Raw genomic sequence first — 19,393 nt, forward strand, 5'->3', positions numbered from 1 at the left:
CCCTGAATGCAGTGTGTTCAAATAGGTTCGGATCACGGTGATCCGTCGAAAAAAGCGGTGTGTTAGGACATTAGCGGCATGTCTGCGCCAAAAAGCATCTCCGCCATCTGATCTGTGGACATCTCCGTGGCGAGCACCGCAAGCGCGGCGGTCACTGCGGGCCCCATCATCTTGGGACTGAGCCGCGCCGCCATCGCCTTGGGATCGCGCACCTTGCCCTCGCGCAGGGCGTCCACCGGCCCCGCTATGCGGTGGGCAAAGACCCGCGCCCCAAGTGCGTTCCCCTTGCCAAGGTCAGGATAGCTCGAGGCAAAGGCAAACCGGCGCAGAAGTGCACAGGCAGAGGCGATGGGGTCCTCCTGGGCAAACAGGCCGTCCAGCCGCCGCCGCAGCACCGGATCGGGCTCGCCATACTCGGCCCAACCGGCCTCGCTCCACCCATCGGGACGGCTCTCCTTCGGCCAGGGCCAGGAGCCCATCGCGGCGACGCGCCAGCGCTCTGCAGCGCGGGCCAAGGTCGGGACGTCAGGGACTACATGGAACAGCGTGAAGGCTGAGGCCCAATCGCTGGTCAGCCCCAAGGCGCCGAGGATCTCCGGCCCATCATGATGCGCGGTGTCCAGGTAGCGCGTGTAGTGATCGAATTGATCGCCCGTGCCCAAAAGCGGCAATAGCTCGTCCAGGCCTTGATAAAGCCCAGTTAGCCAGCGTCCCATCACGGGGCTATGGTCGATCCGCGCGAGGGTCCCAAGCCGCCCGGCCACGGGGTTCAGCCGGGCGACCTCGTGGTGCATCCCTTCACTATTGGCCGCTTCAAGGTCGGCCAGGATCCCGTAGCGCTCCGCTACTTCCTGCGCATACCGCGCAGCACGGCTGCCGCGTAGCCCTCCTCGGGAGCGCCGCGCCTCGACTATGTCATGGGGTATGTCCGCCAGGCTTCGGTTGGATTTGCTTTGGCCGGTATCGGCCGCCGCCAGGGCCAGGTCCAGCGCTCCGATCAGAGCCATATGCTCGCCGCGAGACCGAACCTCGGTCACTCGGCGCTCGTATTCCGCATCCGATCGCAGGCGCGCGACCACATCCGCGAACGCGGTCTGCGCGTCGATCTCGTCGAGAACCAGAGGATAGACCGGCGCATCGCCCTCGATCAACGCGGCACGGCGCTTTGAGGGCAGCGTCTGCGACAAAGCGATGGCCCGTGCCCATTGCCCGCTTAGCCAGTAATAGGCCAGAACGGCGGGGGTCTCGGGCCGGTCCCAGGACGGCTTCCTCGGAAAGCCTGCGTCGCCTGCAAAGATGAGATGCGCCTCCAAGGCGTCCCCCTTTTCCAGGGTCATTTCCAGCTCTTGTATAGCGAGCGGGTCAACTTCGCGCGCGGTGCCAGCCGCCGTGACCTGTGAATCCGTGCCCGACGCCGCGCCAAGATCGACGCTGGAGCGCTGCCCAAGCGCCTGCCGGATGCGGATCGCAGCGTCCCGTGGCAACTCGTTGATGTCGTCCTGCGTGAAGCCAGACACCTCCGTGGCCGAGAACTCGGGCATCGGGGCACCATCACGGGTCGCCTGAAAGGCGTGGTAGAGCGCGCTCTCAGGGTCATCGTTCACAGCGAACCAATCGCGGGCCTTGCGGTCGATCTCGCCAGCGAGGTCCTTTTGCTCGGCATAGAGGAGAGGCAGGATGATGCGGCGCAGCTGTGTCTCATGCTTCAACCAATCGACTCCGTCCGACCGCACAAGCCAATGCTGGCTCGACAGGTCCTGCCATAGCTGGTCGGCCGCTTCCTGGTCGATCTCCTGCTTCAAGAGCACCGGGGCCAATATCCCTTTCAGGCAGTCCGCGCTGATGCGCCGGAGGATCAGCCCCGGATGGGCCAGTGCCGCCAGGCGGGGGTCGTCGATGCGCGACAGGATCGCGCGGTAGAGATAAGCGGCCCCCAGGGCACCCTTCCCCCCTACCGCCAGAGACCCCGGGTCGAAGTCCGGCTCTTTGGCGGCTCGCGCGGCGAGGCGCAGCATCAGCGGGTTGTAGGCGGGTTCTCCGGACGTCCCTGAACTCGGATCATCGTGCGGGTCTTCATTTTCATCGGCAAGCGCCAGGATGTCGTCAACAAAATCCTCATCGGTATCCAACTCGTTCAGCAGAAGGCGCGCCTCGTCTTCGCTCAGCCCCCCAAGTGACAAGGGCGCGCCGTCGATCCGCTCCTTATCGGGGTCAAGGGCATCGCCGCGCCCGGCGGCCAGCACCCGCATCGGGCCGACATCCGCGCGCAGTAGATGATCCAGCAGCGCAAAGAGGCTCCGGATGCGCTGGTCTCCCTGGCTGCGCAGTTCCTCCAGAGTGTCGAACACCACAACAACATGGGTCTGGGCCTCTCTGAGAGCCCGCGCCATCGCGTCCGTCAACTCATAGGGCACACCGGCGCCGGTGGTGTCGTTCGGCTCACTAGCCTCAGCGTATTTCAGGCGCATGTCGCGGAGTTCTTTGGCGCTTCTGGGGATCATGTCCCCAAGTTGGCGCGACATCTCAAAGACAAGATCGTCCTCACGCTCCAGATTCAAACTGCGGCGGTCGAAATCGAGATGGATGATGACGGGCCGCTTGGTGTCCTTGCGGTAAAGCGCCATGGCGCGGTCCAAAAGGAAACTCTTCCCGATGCCCGGCAGGCCCGTGATGAACAGGGCGCGGACAGGTGGCTTCTCTTGCCCGCTTGCGACCCAGTACGCGATACGCTCCAATTCCGGCCCGCGCCCGACGAATTCGCGCTCTAGGATGGCCTCAGAGCGCTCATACGCCTCGATCCTGTTCAGCGCCCCGCGCAGGCGCACCAGTTTGTCATAGGCCGCCGCCTGGGTGCCCGCCCGATCTAGCACATCGGCCAGAGCTTGAAGCTGGCGGCGTAGCTGACTGCGGGCCTCGGCGCTTGGCAGGTTCGGCAACTCGCGTAGCGTCTCGTCGATCGCCTCAGCAGCGTATTCCCCCAGCCCACGGAGGGCTTGGTCGATAGGTGTCAGCGCCTCAGGCACCTCATCAAACCCGCTCTCCCGCCGTTCAGCGGCCAGATCATCAAGGACCTTGTGGCGCGGACCTGGGCGCAGGGTCCATTCGCCCGGGGCCTCGACCCCGCTCTCAAGCGAACTGGCGCGGATCTCTGATAGCAACTGGAGCGATTGCATCCTGGTCAGCGAGACATCCAGCGCTTGCGACGCTGCTTTGATCGCGTCCTTGGGCAAAAAGTTGTCCCGCAGCGCCGCAAAACGTAGTGCCGCCTGGAGCGCTTGTTTGAGCATATCGTCTAGTGGGCGCATCATGAGGAGCGCCCCTGTCCAGCCTGTGCCACTTTCCTGTTGAGGTTCATCCGCAGCGACTCCGCAGCGTCTTTGAAGTGCTGCGCATCGCGCAACGCGGGCCTCTCCTGCATGGCGAGTTCCGCAATCGTCCTTTTTTGGTGTTCCTCCATACAAAGTCCGTAGGTGCTGTCGATCACCCCCACAGTATGCACCAAGCTGTCCAATCGCACATCACCCATGCGTTCGACCCAGATGCCGGGTCGGCTCAGGCCGGTGGGACTGTCGGCCTGAGGCTGCGGCAGCGCATAGGTCTCGCCCCCCGCCAGCACAAAGCGCAACGACGGCTCATGCAACAGGACTTGGGTAAGGATCTCTAGTTGCTTCTGCGGTCCATCCAGCAGGCCGCCGCGGGGGTTGTCGAAATAGAGCCAGACGGGTTCCTTCTTCGTCCCGTCGAGCTTTCGCACCAAGGCCGCCACCAGTGCCTTGGCCTGATCCTTATACGCCGCTCCGTCGCTGGTTTGGGTCGTTGTAACGCCCTGGTTTGGCTTAGGCGCTTTCGTGCCCAGGACCTGCAACGCCATCTCGTCGTACAGATCGTCGATGGCCAAGCGCAGCACAAAGCGCGGCACGTTCGAGCGGGCCCCGTTCTCGGCCAGCATTTGCCGCAGAATCTCATAGGTGAACTCCATGCCCGGCGTCTTGTCCACCCAAAGCCTGCGCACCCAAATGCCGCGCAGGTTCTTTGCAGCCACCTGCGCGTTCACCACGTCATGGATGGCGGTGCAGAAGTCCTCGCGCCCGATGACCAGATCCCCGCTCAACATGCCGTTGGTGGAGTAGATAAAGCGAGGTCTGCGGTCCCGATCAATCGCCTCGGTAACCTCGCTTTTTTCGCCAAAGATGGCGTGCGGCACCGCAAGCCCATGCCCGCCCAGCATGCCTTGGTGAAATCCGATGAAGTCGTGACTGAGATTGAAGATCGGCGCCCCGGACGACCCCGGCGACGTCCCCGCCATCTCGGCATCGAAGCGAAAGCGCGCGGGGTCATCCTCGGCGGCATGCATATCAAAAATCGCAGCATCCGCCGGAGCACTGGTGCCGCCTCCATTCCGGGCGGGGGGCCCATGGTCCTGCTGGTGCAACAGAATCACCTTATGGTCGCCCTGGGGCAGCTTGACGATCGGGTCTGGCAACATGCAACTCGTGAGCATCGGCCTTTCGAGATACATGAGTGCAACATCAGGGTGCTTTCGTAGGGTCGCTGAGCTGATGTCACTCACTGTGCGGGTCTCATCGGCTTGGGCCTCGTCGCAAGGAAGTTCCACAGGCAGCGCGAGCACTTTGTTCCGTGAGGTGTTATGCTTAAAGCGGACCCAGAGGTCAGAGCGTCTCTTCCAGCATATCTTTTGTCCGTTAGACCCGTCTTCGCAGGGCACTTTGCGGTGCGCGACGTGCCAGGCCGTCAAAGCCAGACGGCTAGAGATAAGTGTCGCCACGCCGCAGCGCCCATTTGCGTCAAAGACAAACAAACGAAAGCTGTGATCGGCTTTTTTCAGGAAGTCGGCGCGTTCTCTGGCGCCGAACCGGTTGGTGGGAGGAGGCGGACCCTCTTCAAGCGCCTTCTGCATCTCAGACATGAAATGCCATTCAAGTCCCTGCTCCTCGAGGAAGATCTTCAACTCTTCAGCCAGCGTGGTCTGCTCGCCCGCAGGGACCATAGAGTTCACGACATCCACATTGGCCTGCAGGACGTCGAGGGTCACTGGCACGGGGCTAAAGCCCTGCACTTTGCGCAATACCCTGGCCACTTCTTCTGCTTCGGTATCCAGAAATTCTTGCAACTCGTCCGCTGTGACGGGCATCTCTAATTTTCCCAAAATAATCTAGCGGAAATTACTCCATCGGGCTTCAATTCGATAAAACATCAAAAAAAACGCACCTAAACTAGAAAAAGTCGATTTAAGTGCTGAGAGACATTCTCACTCCTGGGCACAAGGATAAACGAAAGGGCTTCTCACTCAAGCTTTATTACTCACCACCTTTTTTGCACAAGGATGCAAATGGTTGAGAACGTTTCTAGGCCCCGGCCCCATTGATTTCCGCTTAACCTCGTTATTCAAATAGGTAAAATCGAGCGGTGATCATGTCTGATCTTTTCTGGCTGTCGGATGCGTAGATGGCGTCTTGAGCCTTTCTTCCCAAAGTCGCACCGTAGGCCGCGCGTTGATGATAAACATGTCTTGAGTGGGATTATCTTCATCAATCTCAATGGGCTGCGATGGCGCGATGCGCCCAAGGAATACGAGCCGCACAAGGGTTCTGTTGCAAACTTTTGAACATTGACGCTCACGCCGCCAGCGGGTGAATGAATTTCTGTATTATCAAGTCGAAAGCCAGTTCATGATCTCATTCAAAGGCGCGCAATATCCGAAAGCCGGAAGTCGTATCGCTAGATAATTGCTTCGTCCGGATCATGTTGGTTAACTCTTTTCCATCCAGTGTGGCTGAAGCCGATTTGAAAGACTTGAACCCACACAAATGTCGTACGCGTCGTTGGATGAATCTGTGATCCTGCCGATCCTCCTCGGGAAATTGACAGCCTTTCAAGGAAATCATGCTAAAACCTGTTGGAGAACAACACGCAGACAACAAACGTCGAAATCTAAAGGCTTGCCAATCCGGATCCAAAGTTCGCGACACATCCTCCACAGATGCTACGTCAAAATCACCGTTCGACGGAGCGCAGGATGTCAGTGACGACACCGGCGTCTACAAGGACGTTGATATCCGGAAACCACATACTTTGCGATCCACTCTGATAGAGTTTGTCCAAAAACCACGGCGCAACTCCTGCGCGACGAAAGGTTGCCAAATCGCGCTCTTGTTCCTTGTCAGGGTCGACGGCGAGGATTACTGCGTTGGTGTCAAAGCGGTACTGGTGAAATCCGAGTTTCGCCCTGTTTGCGATCCTGCGTGTATCGCCCCCCATAAAAACCAGCGTACAGGCGGAGCTGCACTCGCTGTCGACGAATGTCGCAAGGCCATAGTTTTGGATTTGTGCCGCCAGGCCGCGAGCTTCAAAGATGTTGCCCCCGGGGCTTGTGAGATGAATGGTCTTGATCGAGGGATGGGCATCGAGGAGTGCTGACAGGCGTTTGGTTATTCCAAGTTCCAGCGATCCTTCGAGGGCGACGAACGTCTGGTCGTCAGACAGCGAGAGGCTGTAGCGGGTCGCGCGCTCAGCATCGAGTTCGTCAAGGCTGGGCATAGTCGTGTCGGTTTGGGGCTGAGTCAGGTGCCAGGCCTCAAGGCTGTAGGACAGAACCCAGAGTGCGGCGACGATCAGAGCCAGATGACTACCCCAGACTTTGAACATCTGTCCGCTGTCTTGGCAGTACCTGTCCGCTGCCCGGAGGAGGCCGACAGTTTGCCAGACAAAGATGCAGCCATGGAATACGATCACCATCGGAATCACCAGCCACAACGGAAACACTCTGCCCGGCAGCAGAAAGGTCGCGGCGGCTTCCTGGAAAAGAAACAAGACAAGGCGGAGGATCACAAAATTCACCCAGAATGACCAGGCAAGACCCTGACGACCTTGCCAGTGGTTGATCACATATCGAGCGAACCCTTTGATTGTTCTTCTCTCCGTTTAGCTGACGTGGGCAATGAGATCGGGTAATACTAGCGCAACACGTTAGAGGATGGGGCACATTTCATGGATGAACATGGATATATGGGAGGGCGGTTGAATCTGCCCTTCGTAGGTATTTCATCATTCGGCAAATCGCCGGTGGTCGAGAATTGGGATCGGATCGAGGCCGATGTTGCGATTATGGGCGCGCCATTCGATTTCGGGACGCAGTGGAGACCGGGCGCCCGGTTCGGTCCGAGAGCTGTACGTGAGGCGTCGACCCTGTTCAGCTTTGGTCATGCTGGCGCTTACGACCACGAGGACGATGCGACCTATCTCGATGCCTCTGTGCGGATAGTGGATATCGGCGACGCCGACATCATCCATACCAAGACCGAAGAAAGCCATGCGAATATCGCAATGGGTGTTGGCAAGATACTAAGTGCAGGTGCGTTGCCTGTGGTGATTGGCGGTGACCACTCGATTAATATTCCGTGCATAAATGCCTTTGCCGAGGATTGTGCGCAAAACGGCCCGATCCATGTGGTTCAGATCGACGCGCATCTGGATTTTGTAGATATGCGGCACGGGGTAACGGCCGGACATGGTAACCCGATGCGTCGCGCAATCGAGAAACCCTATGTCAGCGGCATGACCCAGCTTGGCATTCGCAACGTTTCGTCAACTGCGAAGGAAGGCTATGAGGACGCCCGAACACGGGGCTCGGACATCCTGTCGGTGCGGCAGGTGCGGGCGCTCGGGACAGAGGCGGTATTGGCACGAATTCCCGAGGATGCGCGCTATTATGTGACCATCGACATCGATGCCTTTTGTCCGTCAATTGCGGCAGGAACTGGTACGCCCAGCCATGGTGGCTTTCTGTACTATGACGTATTGGAAATCTTGCAGGGTCTGGCGAAACGCGGCGATGTGGTGGGCGTGGACCTGGTCGAGGTTGCGCCGGCCTATGATCCGACGGAAAGCACTCAGATTCTCGCGGCCCAGCTGTTGCTGAACTTCATCGGATTTATTTTTCATGAGCGCGCCGCCCGTGACTAGCGGGTCAAGTCAGGGGCGGCCACCAATTCGATGGGTCAGGCCCCGACGCAGTTGTGTTCAGGACCATAGGGGAAGCCGGTGATGTTTTCGGCACCGTCTTCGGTCACGACAAGGATGTCATGCTCACGGTAGCCGCCAGCGCCCGGTTGGCCCTCGGGAATCCAGATCATCGGCTCAATCGAAACGACCATGCCGGGTTTTAACTCGGTGTCGATGTCCTCGCGCAATTCCAGCCCGGCCTCACGCCCGTAATAGTGGCTTAGAACACCGAAAGAATGACCATAGCCGAATGAACGGTATTGCAAGAGGTTCTCGCTGGCAAAGAACCGGTTGATCTCGTCCGCGATACCCGAGCAGGTGGCCCCCGGTTTGATCAGACTCAGTCCCAACTCATGAGCTGCAACGTTGGCGTTCCAAAACCGCAGGCTGTCTGCGTCGGGTTCCCCCACGAAGAGCGTGCGTTCCAAAGCAGTGTAATAGCCTGAGATCATGGGAAAGGTGTTCATGGACAGGATGTCGCCCATTTCCAACCTCCGGTTGGTCACCGGATTATGCGCCCCATCTGTGTTGAGGCCGGATTGGAACCAGACCCAGGTGTCGCGGTATTCGGCATCCGGATAGGCGCGGGCAATCTCGCGCTCCATCGCGTCGCGTCCGGCGATGGAGACTTCCAATTCGGTCGTACCGACGCGGATTGCGTCATAAATGGCGGTGCCGCCAATATCCGCGGTACGGGCACCAGCCTTGATAAGTTCGATCTCTTCCGAAGACTTAACCATCCGCGCCGCCATGGTGTCGGGAGCGACGTCGACCAGTTCCAGCTCGCCCAGCATCCTCAGCGCTGTATCCCGTGCCGCCAGCGTCAGGTGATCGCTCTCAACCCCGATCCGCTTGACTCCGCCGATCAGACTCGCGACCGCGCGCCAATAATTGTCGCGTTTCCAGTCAGTATAAATCACGTTGTCTTCGATTGAACGCCGCCAGGGCTGGCCTGCGTCTATGTTGGCTGAGACGGTCGTGCAGGCATCCTGCGTCACAACACAGGCATAGGGTCGTCCGAACGCGCAATAGAGAAAGCCCGAGTAATAGGCGATGTTCTGCATCGAAGTCAGCAGCACAACGGGGATATCTCGTCTGGCCATGATCGCGCGAAGCGCAGCAAGTCGGCGAGCGTATTCATCTTTGGAAAAGGGCAGTTTCGCCTTTTCGCCGTTGTGGCAGACAAAGAACTCTGGGCGGTTTTCAAGGTCTGTCATGTCAGGTCTCTCCTTTGCCGGGATATGCGAAGGCCCGGCCACATGTCCCGGCGTACAGGACAGGCGGTCTCGGGATCCGAGAGCCGAACACGCCCCTTTTTGTCGCGACGCCATCGCGACGGGGCTGAACGAAAAAACCGTTAAATCAGGACGAGATTCGCGTCAAGCAGGACTGAGGCCGCGCAGACGTTCCGAGCGGCGGCGGAGAAGTTCAACAGTCGTCAGAAGCGCAATCGAGATCACCACAAGGATGGTCGCGACCGCTAGAATGGTCGGGCTGATCTGTTCGCGAAGACCCGTAAACATCTGCCAAGGCAAGGTTTTTTGACTGGCCGAACCGACGAAGAGAACCACCACGACTTCGTCGAAGGACGTGATGAACGCAAAGAGCCCGCCGGAGATCACACCGGGCAGGATCAGCGGCATCTGGATCGAGAAGAAGGTTTTCACCGGTCCCGCCCCCATATTCGCCGCCGCGCGCGTGAGCGACCGATCAAATCCGACCAGTGTGGCCGTTACAGTGATGATTACAAAGGGAATTCCCAATACCGCGTGCGCCAGGACAACTTTCACATACCCCACGAACGTCTTGTTCATGCCAAGCGTTCCTTCAAGGAAATTGCCGATCGACGAATAGAAAAAGAACATGCCCGTGGCCGAGATAATCAACGGTACGATCATAGGCGAGATCAGGATACCCATGATCGCGCGCCTCCCCGGGACATGCGACTGGCTTAGGCCGATGGCCGCCAGAGTGCCCAGCGACACTGAGATAACCGTGGCTATGGGAGCGATGATCAACGAGTTCTTGAAACTCCGCTGCCATTCGTTGTTCGTGAAAAAGTCGCGGTAGTGCTTCAGGGAATATCCCTCGGGATCAAGCCGCAGCATCTCGGGCGTGAAGGTGAAGAAATCCTGCGAATTGAATGATAGCGGCAGGACCACAAGGATCGGGGTGATCAGAAAAACGAAGATCGCGCCGCAGATCACGCGGAAGGCATAATGCCAGAAGACCTGGCCCGCCGTCATATAGGGGAGTAGCTTTTGCCGGTAGCGGCCCTCGTAAAGCCAATAGATGAAGAACCCGAAGAACCAACCGGCCAGCAGGCCCAGAATACCGCTCATCACGCCGCCGAAGATCAGGCCCAGCGCGCCAAAGCCAATGATGGTGATCCAGCGGGCCACGCGCTCGTTCTTCAGAACTTCGATATAGACCCAGGCGAGCGCTGCGATCACTACGGCACCGCCGACAATGCCCAAAAGAACCGAACCCTGCCCGGCGCCAATGAACATGCCCGCGAAGGCACCAGCCAGTCCGACGCTTGGCAGGACCATCGAAAGGGGTTTGCGGGATATAGGTGTCAATGCTGCCATGTCTCTACCCCAGCTTCACGTTGTCGATGCCGACGATCTTGTCGTAGGCCCAGTAAAGGATCAGGACCACTACCAGAAGGATCGTGCCCAACGCCGCGGCAAGTCCCCAGTTCAGTGAGGACGAGATGTGATAGGCGATCCGGTTGGAGATGAATACACCCTTTGTGCCGCCGACGATCTCAGGCGTGATGTAGTAGCCGATCGCCAGAATGAACACGAGGATAGAGCCGGCGCCGATTCCCGGAATGCTTTGCGGGAAATAGATCCGCCAGAAAGTCGTCCAGTTGGTCGCCCCCATGGATTTGGCAGCGCGGGTGTAGCTGGCCGGGATTGTCTGCATCACCGAATACATTGGCAGAACCATGAAGGGCAAAAGGATATGCGTCATCGCGATAATCGTGCCGATCTGGTTGTTGATTATGATCAATCGCGCCGCATCGTCCACCAGCCCCAGCCAGACCAGCGTGTCGTTGATCACCCCTTGTTGTTGCAGCATCACCTTCCATGCGGATGTCCGCACGAGTAGGGAGGTCCAGAATGGTAACAGGACAAGGATCATCAAGAGGTTCGACACCCGCATCGGCAGCGTGGCCAGAAGATAGGAAATCGGATAGGCCAGCAGGATACAGGACGCCGTGATTACCAGCGACATAAACAACGTGCGCCCGAACAGCTTGATAAGGATCTGCTTGTCTTCGGGTTGAGCCTGCGCTCCTTCCGGGGTGCGCCGCATGTCAATCGCGTTCAGGAAGTATCCATTGGTTATAGCGGGCGAGTGAGTTTTGATGACGGCCCATGTATTGGGCTCACCCCAGCCATCGTGAATCTCGATCACCTGCTCTTTGAAGGGACCGTCTGTTTCGGGATCTAGCTTACCCATTTTCCGACCTGAACGGCGGAACATCGAAGACATACCGGTTTCTTCGTAGTTCAGACGCGAGCCCAGTCGTGTATGGGTCTTATTGTCGACGGCCACGACCATATCGCGGACGAAGGCGTCATAGACAGCCTCATCGGGCAGTTCTCCGCTGGCTTCATCCCAGCTTTGCAGAGCTTCGACCGTTAGAGGTAGGGTTTCCTGAACAATGTTGTTCTCCACCGACCGGAATAGCATCGAAGCAATCGGTACAATAAATGAGAACAGCACGAACAACAGCAGCGGTGCCACCAGCATAAGAGCCCGGAGTTTTTGCCGCCGCAGTGACCGCGCAAGCGACTGCTTGAGCGGCGTTCCATCGGCGGCCAGCATCGGACCGGAGTTTTGTTGGGTGGCGTCAGTCATCGGTGCCCCTTGGGTCCTTTTTGGGGTCGGGGGCGAATAGAGGCCCCCGACAATCTCACGAAATCAGACGCTTATTGCGCCAGCCACGCCTGGAATTTGGCGTCGATGTCGTCGCGGTAATCCGCCCAGAACTCGTAGTTATACAGGAACGTGTTCTTGGCATTTTCCGGATCGGTCGGCATATGCGGCGCCATGTCGATCCCCAGATCGGCGTGCTGACCCACCAGCGGGGCCGACGAGGCACGAGCCGGACCGTACGAGATGTACTTGGCCTGATCCGCCAGACGCTGCGTGTCGGTCGCGAACATGATATAGTCCAGCGCGCGCTGCTGACGCTCTTCGCTCAGACCGGCCGGGATGATCCAGCCATCCAGGTCGAACACCTGCGCGTCCCACAGCATTGCAACGGGCTGTTTCTGCTCTTCGATCACGCTGAACAGACGACCGTTATAGGTCGACCCCATGACCACCTCGCCATCGGCCAGCAGCTGTGGGGTGTCCGCACCAGCAGACCACCAGACGACGCTGTCCTTGATGGTGTCCAGCTTGGCCAGCGCCTGATCCTGTCCTTCGGGGGTTGCCAGAACGTCATACACGTCGTCCTTGGCCACTCCGTCACACAGCAACGCCCATTCCATGTTGTTGATCGGGCGCTTTTCCAGCGAGCGCTTGCCCGGATAGGCTTCCAGATCGAACACGGCGCAGATATCGCTTGGCGGTGTATCTCCGACCAGATCGGTGCGGTAACCGAAGGTGGTCGAATAAACGATCTGCGGGATAAAGCAGTCGCTTACCAGAAGGTCACCAAAATCTTCGGACGCCGGTGTCCCGTCCGGTGCGGCAGCCAGTTGGCTGTCAAAGTCGATCTCCATCGCCAGACCTTCGTCGCACAGGCGGATCGCATCTGCTGCAACAACGTCCACCACATCCCAGGTGACGTTGCCCGCCTCGTTCATCGCGCGCAGTTTGGCAACCGCTTCGGCCGAGCTGTCGTCATTGAGGATGGTGACACCCGTCTTTTCCGAATAGGGCTCGTGATAGGCCTTGAGCTGCGATTTGGAATACGCACCGCCCCATGAGACGATGGTCATCTCTTCGGCGTACACGCCCCCGGCGGCTGTTGCCACAGCCACCGCTGTCAGCAAAGTTTTGGTTGGTATCATGTGTTACTCCCAGTTGATCCCGTTTGTTATTTGGTCAGCTGGCGCACGGGTTTTCGCCAGCCGGTCCCTCAGTAATACCGCGCTTGTGCCGCGCGGGTTGGTCTATGCGTCAAGCGCACGACAATCCTTGGCTAACCAGCCGATGTCGACCTCTTGGCCAGGCTGCAGGCGAACGGCATCGGGGGCGTTACGTGTCTTGACGATGAATTCTTCGTTACCCGCGACCGACATGCGAAAGCGGAATACGTCGCCCATATAGATGAATTCTTTGACCGTCGCCTTCAGTGTATGCGCATCGGCATGCAGGCGGTCTTTGTTGAATTCCACTCGCTCGGGTCGGATCGAAACCTTGGTCCGCTCGCCCGGATTGTGTACGTTGATTGGCACCGCATCGATTTCCGAGCCGTCATCCAATTGAACCAGACAGGTGTCACCATCGATGGATTTGATGACACCTTCCAGCGTGTTGTTCTCACCGATGAATTGCGCGACAAAACTATTCTCGGGCTCTTCATACAATTGATCCGGCGGCGCAAGCTGCTGAATACGGCCATCATCGAACACCGCGACACGGTCGGACATGGTCAATGCCTCGGTTTGATCGTGGGTCACGTAGACTGTGGTGATGCCCAACTCATGCGCCAGTCGGGTGATTTCAAATTGCATATGTTCGCGCAGCTGTTTGTCGAGCGCGCCAAGCGGTTCGTCCATAAGGACAAGCTCGGGTTCGAAAACCAAAGCGCGGGCCAAAGCGATCCGCTGTTGCTGACCACCCGATAACTGCGCCGGACGGCGGTTGCCGAACGCGCCCATCTGCACCATGTCGAGCGCGCGCTTCACCTTGGCTTCGCGGTCCGATTTGCCGATCTTGCGAACTTCCAGTGGGAAGGAAAGGTTCTCGGCCACCGTCATATGCGGGAACAGAGCATAGTTCTGAAACACCATGCCAATCCCGCGCTTGTGCGGTGGGATATTGTTGATCGGTTGCCCATCCAACATGATCTCGCCGTGGGTCGCAGTCTCGAACCCCGCCAACATCATCAGACACGTGGTCTTGCCAGAGCCGGACGGCCCCAACATTGTCAGGAACTCCCCTTTGGGCATGGAAAGGTTCAAATCCTTAACGACGAGGATCTCGCCATCGTAGGACTTTTGTACGCGTTGAAACTCGACGAACGCGGCGTCGTTGGACATTTCGGCCAAGTGGCCCCCCTGTGTCGTCATTTCCGGCCCTGGTTGATCCGGGCCTGTCTTTTGATCGATGTTTCGCATTTAACGCGATAATCCGCGCGCGGGGCAAGACCCAATTTTGAACCGGGTTGGCGAAACAAGTTTATGTGAGCAGTGTTTAGGTCATATTCAAACGCTTCATGTGCCAGGCAAGGCACTGGTTCGACGACATCACGGGTTTTGATATCCGCGCTTCGATTTGGGGAATCGCGGCAAGGGTTCTGAGATTTGTACAACTTAGAAATACAGCCTCGACCGCCGAATCCCTGCCCAACTCTACCGCAGCTTCAACGATTGACGCGGTGGATATCCGCACCACTTTGGCTTCGTCCGCCTCACCGAAGGTGGCGAAGACATCCGTCGAAAGGCCGTTGTCGGCGAAGGCACTGCGGAGCGGCAGATTAACCTCTTCAATATAGGGGGAAAGAAGTGCGAGTTTCGAGACACCAAGGTCTTTGGCGCAGGCAGACGCAGCGCGAAGGGGATTGGTGACGGTGGTCACGTCGCAGGTTTGCTGCACCATCTTCTCGACCCGGTCCGAGCCAATGACCGAACTGGCTGAAGTGCATCCATACCCGACCACACGATATGGGCGCACCTTTGGCAGGAGGTCGGCGGCGGCGGGCAGCGCGATTTCCATTTCGGCCAAGCTGTCGGTGGTCACGGTGGCCCCGCTGGGGATACGCGTGACATAGATCGGGTCGTCCTGATCCGCGAAAAGGGTTCTGAAATCAGGTTCGATGGTCTCGTCGGTTTGGAGGACAATCAGGCCCATGGGTGGTTTGCCCGGATTGTCTGGATCGAGCGTGTACGGCAGAAAGGTCATAGGCAGGGCAACTCCGATCCGATCCTTGGACTGATGAAACGAGGGCCAGCTTCGGTAATGACGATGTTCTCTTCGTGGACAAGTATCTTGTCACCAACGGCGATGCCAGGCTCCAGCGTCAAAACCATTCCGGGTTCCAGTATTGTATGGTCGGTCGGAATCAACGACGGCCATTCGGTCAGCGACATTCCGAGCCCATGCCCCAACCGGCCGGCATCTGTTCCGCCCCCGTCGCGTGCAAGAACAGCATTCATCTCGTGGTACAGGTCCGCAGCAGTCGCGCCGGGCCGCGCGATCCCAAAGGCCGCTTCGGACGCTTCGATCAGGCGGGCGTGAGCCGATTGCACCTTTACGCTGGCCGGACCAATCGACCAATTACGATCGAAATCGCAGAAATAGCCATCAAAAACCAAACCTGTATCCAGCATCAGCACATCACCCGGGGCCAGTGGCGTCGCACGCGCGGGCGAGATCACATCCATATACCCACCCTGTTCCGCGCCTCCCGCCAGATAAGGCACCCAGTCGGCACCTTCTTCGAGACAAAGCATCTGGAATCTTCGAAACACTTCATCGAGCGCCACCCCCGCCCGCGCTATTTCCGGCACCCGCGCGAAAGCCCGGCCTCCGATGGCGCAGGCGGTTTCGATCTTTGCGATCTCGGTGGGGGATTTCACCATGCGCAGAGCGCGCAAAATGCCTTGGTCCCCGGCGATGTTGCGGGGTCCAATCGCATTCTTCACGCGCGCCAGATCGGCCAACGGCATCCGGGTGTGCGATTCGTGACCGTCTGGCATCCCGATCTTGGCGTCTGTCGGCGTCAATTCGATCAGGGCTTCGGCCAATAAGCCCACCCCGTCGTCCTCAAGATCTGGCGCGCTCCAGGTGCGAATGTCGTCGATCCATGTTTCGGCCATCAAAGCGGCACCAATGGATGGGATTACGGCTACGGGCTTACCAGTGATCGGCAGGATCACAAACCACGGGCGCGTCGGGCTTTCCCAGAACCGGGTCAGAAATCCTGTGAAGTATCGCACCTCGGGTTCGGTGGTGAGCAAGAGTGCGGAAAGGCCGTGCGCATCCATCATCGCCTGGGCGCGTTGGGTGCGCGCTTCGAATTCGGCAGTCGCAAAACCCCTCATTCTGCACACTCGGACAGATAGCAAAGCACCCGGGCGTCTTGATCGATATGCAGCGCTTCGTGCACCGTGTCATGCAAAACCGCCGCCACGCCCGACGCGGTGGTGGCAAGGCCCGCACTGGCCAAAGCAGGCAGATGCACCGCGATCACATAGGCAGCACCGAGCGCCTTGAACGAGCCAAGGTTCATCCGCACGCGCTCGTCCTTGATCCAAAGCCGTGCGATTGGGCCAGTTCCTTGGCCTCGACCTTAGGCGTTTCCGCTGCTGCAAGACACGACGAAAACAGCGACGCCACCCGGTCTGCGTCGACCAATGGATAGGGCGCCAAGGGCACCAGCCTTTTAGCGAGCCGATGGGGGTTTGAAACGATCCGCACGTGTGCTCCTCCGTATGCGTGACCCGCTGACGTCATCCGATTGGCGAAGATCTGTCAACCAGACGCAAGCGAGAAGTCCTTAAATCGCTCACGCTGGGGCCGGGTTGTACCAGCACTTGGGTCCAGCGAGATTGTCTTTGGACTAGGCACAATTGCCCAAGTCTGAATGCCCGATGGTTTTTCACTCAGTCCGTTAGAGTTCTGCTGTCGCAAATTTCTGCGCCTTGCAGAGCACCCGACCACGGCCATGTCGCAAACTTTTGACCTCTCTGTCTGAAGTGAGGTCCACATGTTGACGCCGTCATGAATTTCGACAGAGGCAAACTGTGCCGATTTTCAAAATCCAGATCGGTCGGAGCCTATCTCGGGCTGACGTCCCGGCGTTACCAATCTGGGGACATCGACTATAGCAGCAGAGTATCGAAACGCGGTGATGCTATGCTGCGCTCAACGCTCTATGAGGCAGCCAGCAGTTTGCTGAACAGGGTGAAGCCGGGCAAAAGTTTGCGACAGATCCGGCCATCTTTCTCGCAGACAAGATCGTTTTCCTTGCGGCAAATCCCGGTCGGTTGAAAACCATTCTGAATCTGGACTTCAAGAAGGGCATCGAGTTGCACAGCAAAGAAGAACTGATCGCCCTGCCTGGTTACCTGGAATGCGAACGGGAAATCACGGCGTTGATGCACTCGGAGGCCGACAAGACCGAAGACGTCAATTTACGCACTGGCCTATCGCTGAGGATCCCAGTCGCGTTTAAGCAGGAACTGGTTCTTGTAGTTTTTCAGGCCCAGCATCACCTCGGCATCGGCGATGTCCTCGACCCCATGAATGTGATGTTCCAGAAATATCGCCAAATCGCCCGGTTCGTCGCAGACGAGTTCAACCATCAGGTCAAAGCGCCCGGTGACCCATAGAATGTAAACGACGCTCGAAATCTCACTCAGACGATCCGCCACCATCTGAGGCTTGATCCCCGGCGCGACTTTCAGACAGATCATGGCATCTGCCTTGTATTCCGAAGCCGCCGGGTCGGCGATTGCAACGATGCGCAGCAGGCCGGCGTCTTTCATGGCGTTAACGCGGTTGCGTACCGTGCCCTCGGACACGCCCAGTTTCTGCGCGATTTCCGAAAATGGCATCCGCCCATCCAGTTCGAGCATCTGGACGATCTCGCTGTTCAAACGCTCTTCGACCGAGTGCTTGCCCCGTTGCCGGGACGGTTTATCCGCTTCTGTCTTTTGCGATAAGTTCACATCGCTTCCTTTTGTTTCGTCATGCATGCAAGCCCGGCACCAGGACCCCGAATACAGGTGCAAACCTGCCCGGATATCTTACCGGTTTCCACCATGCACAAGGTCCGTCATGTATACTACACCTTATCCAATGCTTCGAGCAGCTTCTGGTCTCATCATCCGACCTATGCACGGTTTATTTCGACCCGGGGAAGGACCCTTCGTGGACCGCTTCACGAGACCTGACCATTGCCTCGACCCGCTCGCTGAAAACCTGTTGCCTCATCCGCCGTTTTACCCATGGTGCACAGGATTACATCATTGATGACGTGTGCCTCCCACACCATGCCTGATCCGGCAAAGGTGGTGGAAGTGGCTTCACGCAACCTTGCGTGCATGCAGGTTTGCAACCGTAAAATTGCGCTGCGCCAGTGTACCGTTAAACGTGCAGATATTCTTGAGCACGGATGTCCCCCGTTTGGTTTACTCTTGCAAAAGCGCACGAATGCCGGCGTCCAACGCGGCGGTGAACCCCGGATCGTTGCCGGGATTGGCTGCGCAGTGACCCCAGGGCGAGTCATAAGGGCGGAATTCGGCGTTCGGCATGTGCCGCGCCTCAATCGCGTTGTCCTCGGGCGGGAAATACAGGTCCTGCGTGCAAGGCATCAGGATCGCGCGCGCCTTGATCGCGCCAAGCGCCGCTTTGAAGTCGCCGTTGTAAAGCGGCCCGGCCGAGATATCACCCGCCTGCCAGGTCGCCAGCTTGGCCAGCAGGTTGTTGGCATCCCAGCCCTCGACATGATCAATTTCCCAATCCACCAGAAGGTCTTCGACGGTCTCGAATCCCAAGTGTTTGTAGAGCTCCTCTCGATAGAAGGTCTGTGAAAACGCCCATCCCGCGTAGACCCGCCCGAACGCTTTAAGCCCAGCGACCGGAGGTTTGTTGTATTCACCGCCGTTCCAGCTTTGATCGGCGCAAAGCGCAGCCTTTACACCTTCGAGGAATACAAAGTTGTGCGGCGAGGTTATTGCCGAGGCGCAGAACGGCAGGATGGCCTGCACCATGTCCGGGTATTGGGCCGCCCATTGATAGGACTGGCACCCGGCCATGGACCAGCCCGCGACCAATGCGATCCGCCCGATCCCCAAATGGTCATGGATCAGCCGGTGCTGCGCTGTGATATTGTCCCACATCTGGATCAGCGGAAAGCGCGGCCCGTCCTGCGGCGCGGGGGTGTTTGATGGCGACGATGACCGCCCATTGCCAAACAGGTTCGGGCTAACGATGAAATGCCGCGCCGGATCAATGGCCCGGCCCGGCCCGAAGAAACCTTCGCTGCGCGTGTTGGTGCCGGTGTAAAAGGTCGGCAGAACGATCACATTGTCTCGCGCGGGCGCCAAGGTGCCGTAGGTCTGATAGGCGAGTTTGGCATTTTTCAGGATCTCGCCCGAAAGCAACTCAAAATCGCCGAGTTCGAGAATCTGGTATTCCTGCGTCATGCCGGCCCCTGCTGCTGTTCAGAAAACGG

The 19,393-nt window shown here is 58.4% G+C and carries 15 protein-coding genes and 3 pseudogenes; 3 read left to right on the forward strand and 15 right to left on the reverse strand.

Features of this window, described 5'->3' with window-relative positions; genetic code table 11:
* Window positions 1-62: 62 nt before the first annotated feature.
* Both ACR0LF_RS14990 and ACR0LF_RS14995 read right to left on the reverse strand, forming a co-directional pair.
* Window positions 63-3,308 (reverse strand): ATP-binding protein, encoded by a 3,246-nt coding sequence (locus ACR0LF_RS14990; RefSeq protein WP_480581210.1) that lies wholly within the window; start codon window positions 3,306-3,308, stop codon window positions 63-65.
* Window positions 3,305-5,152: a hypothetical protein gene (locus ACR0LF_RS14995; RefSeq protein ID WP_480581207.1), complete on the reverse strand. Its 1,848-nt coding sequence runs from the start codon at window positions 5,150-5,152 to the stop codon at window positions 3,305-3,307. The genes ACR0LF_RS14990 and ACR0LF_RS14995 overlap by 4 nt, the downstream gene beginning before the upstream one ends.
* 281 nt (window positions 5,153-5,433) lie before the next feature.
* On the opposite strand from ACR0LF_RS14995, the pseudogene ACR0LF_RS15000 reads away from it, so the two are divergent.
* A pseudogene (locus ACR0LF_RS15000) lies at window positions 5,434-5,605 on the forward strand (transposase); the annotation flags it as partial.
* 91 nt (window positions 5,606-5,696) lie between these two features.
* Here ACR0LF_RS15000 and ACR0LF_RS15005 read toward each other — a convergent pair.
* Window positions 5,697-5,864 (reverse strand): annotated as a pseudogene (locus tag ACR0LF_RS15005) (IS6 family transposase); the annotation flags it as partial.
* A gap of 151 nt (window positions 5,865-6,015) precedes the next feature.
* Entirely contained in the window at window positions 6,016-6,906 is an 891-nt protein-coding gene (locus ACR0LF_RS15010; protein WP_480581204.1) for a COG3904 family protein, read from the reverse strand.
* Between the two features lie 102 nt (window positions 6,907-7,008).
* Here ACR0LF_RS15010 and speB point away from each other — a divergent pair, with 102 nt between their 5' ends.
* Window positions 7,009-7,983, forward strand: a complete 975-nt coding sequence (gene speB, locus ACR0LF_RS15015) for an agmatinase (RefSeq protein ID WP_480581201.1) — start codon at window positions 7,009-7,011, stop codon at window positions 7,981-7,983.
* Between the two features lie 35 nt (window positions 7,984-8,018).
* Here speB and ACR0LF_RS15020 read toward each other — a convergent pair whose 3' ends face one another.
* The 8 genes from ACR0LF_RS15020 to ACR0LF_RS15055 all read right to left on the reverse strand — a co-directional run bounded on the left by ACR0LF_RS15020 (window position 8,019) and on the right by ACR0LF_RS15055 (window position 16,450).
* A complete protein-coding gene (locus ACR0LF_RS15020; RefSeq protein WP_480581198.1) occupies window positions 8,019-9,239 on the reverse strand; it encodes an aminopeptidase P family protein in 1,221 nt (406 codons plus the stop codon).
* Between the two features lie 162 nt (window positions 9,240-9,401).
* Entirely contained in the window at window positions 9,402-10,613 is a 1,212-nt protein-coding gene (locus tag ACR0LF_RS15025) for an ABC transporter permease (RefSeq protein WP_480581196.1), read from the reverse strand.
* 4 nt (window positions 10,614-10,617) lie between these two features.
* Complete coding sequence (locus ACR0LF_RS15030; RefSeq protein WP_480581194.1) at window positions 10,618-11,895, reverse strand: ABC transporter permease; 1,278 nt, start codon at window positions 11,893-11,895, stop codon at window positions 10,618-10,620.
* A gap of 71 nt (window positions 11,896-11,966) precedes the next feature.
* Entirely contained in the window at window positions 11,967-13,058 is a 1,092-nt protein-coding gene (locus ACR0LF_RS15035; RefSeq protein ID WP_480581191.1) for an extracellular solute-binding protein, read from the reverse strand.
* Window positions 13,059-13,160: 102 nt separating this feature from the next.
* Window positions 13,161-14,282: an ABC transporter ATP-binding protein gene (locus tag ACR0LF_RS15040; RefSeq protein ID WP_480627536.1), complete on the reverse strand. Its 1,122-nt coding sequence runs from the start codon at window positions 14,280-14,282 to the stop codon at window positions 13,161-13,163.
* A gap of 124 nt (window positions 14,283-14,406) precedes the next feature.
* Window positions 14,407-15,114: a maleate cis-trans isomerase family protein gene (locus ACR0LF_RS15045; RefSeq protein ID WP_480581186.1), complete on the reverse strand. Its 708-nt coding sequence runs from the start codon at window positions 15,112-15,114 to the stop codon at window positions 14,407-14,409.
* Window positions 15,111-16,256, reverse strand: a complete 1,146-nt coding sequence (locus ACR0LF_RS15050; RefSeq protein WP_480581183.1) for a M24 family metallopeptidase — start codon at window positions 16,254-16,256, stop codon at window positions 15,111-15,113. The genes ACR0LF_RS15045 and ACR0LF_RS15050 overlap by 4 nt, the downstream gene beginning before the upstream one ends.
* Window positions 16,253-16,450 (reverse strand): hypothetical protein, encoded by a 198-nt coding sequence (locus ACR0LF_RS15055; protein ID WP_480581180.1) that lies wholly within the window; start codon window positions 16,448-16,450, stop codon window positions 16,253-16,255. The genes ACR0LF_RS15050 and ACR0LF_RS15055 overlap by 4 nt, the downstream gene beginning before the upstream one ends.
* Before the next feature lie 485 nt (window positions 16,451-16,935).
* On the opposite strand from ACR0LF_RS15055, the pseudogene ACR0LF_RS15060 reads away from it, so the two are divergent.
* Window positions 16,936-17,142, forward strand: a pseudogene (locus ACR0LF_RS15060) (transposase); the annotation flags it as partial.
* Between the two features lie 218 nt (window positions 17,143-17,360).
* On the opposite strand, the gene ACR0LF_RS15065 reads toward ACR0LF_RS15060, so the two are convergent.
* The 3 genes from ACR0LF_RS15065 to ACR0LF_RS15075 form a co-directional block, all read right to left on the reverse strand.
* Window positions 17,361-17,885, reverse strand: coding sequence for an Lrp/AsnC family transcriptional regulator (locus ACR0LF_RS15065; RefSeq protein WP_480581177.1), 525 nt, complete (start codon window positions 17,883-17,885; stop codon window positions 17,361-17,363).
* Window positions 17,886-18,097: 212 nt separating this feature from the next.
* Window positions 18,098-18,262: a hypothetical protein gene (locus ACR0LF_RS15070; protein ID WP_480581174.1), complete on the reverse strand. Its 165-nt coding sequence runs from the start codon at window positions 18,260-18,262 to the stop codon at window positions 18,098-18,100.
* Window positions 18,263-18,347: 85 nt separating this feature from the next.
* Window positions 18,348-19,364 (reverse strand): alpha/beta fold hydrolase, encoded by a 1,017-nt coding sequence (locus ACR0LF_RS15075; protein ID WP_480581171.1) that lies wholly within the window; start codon window positions 19,362-19,364, stop codon window positions 18,348-18,350.
* Between the last annotated feature and the right edge of the window lie 29 nt (window positions 19,365-19,393).

The organism is Ruegeria sp. E8, assembly GCF_056533985.1.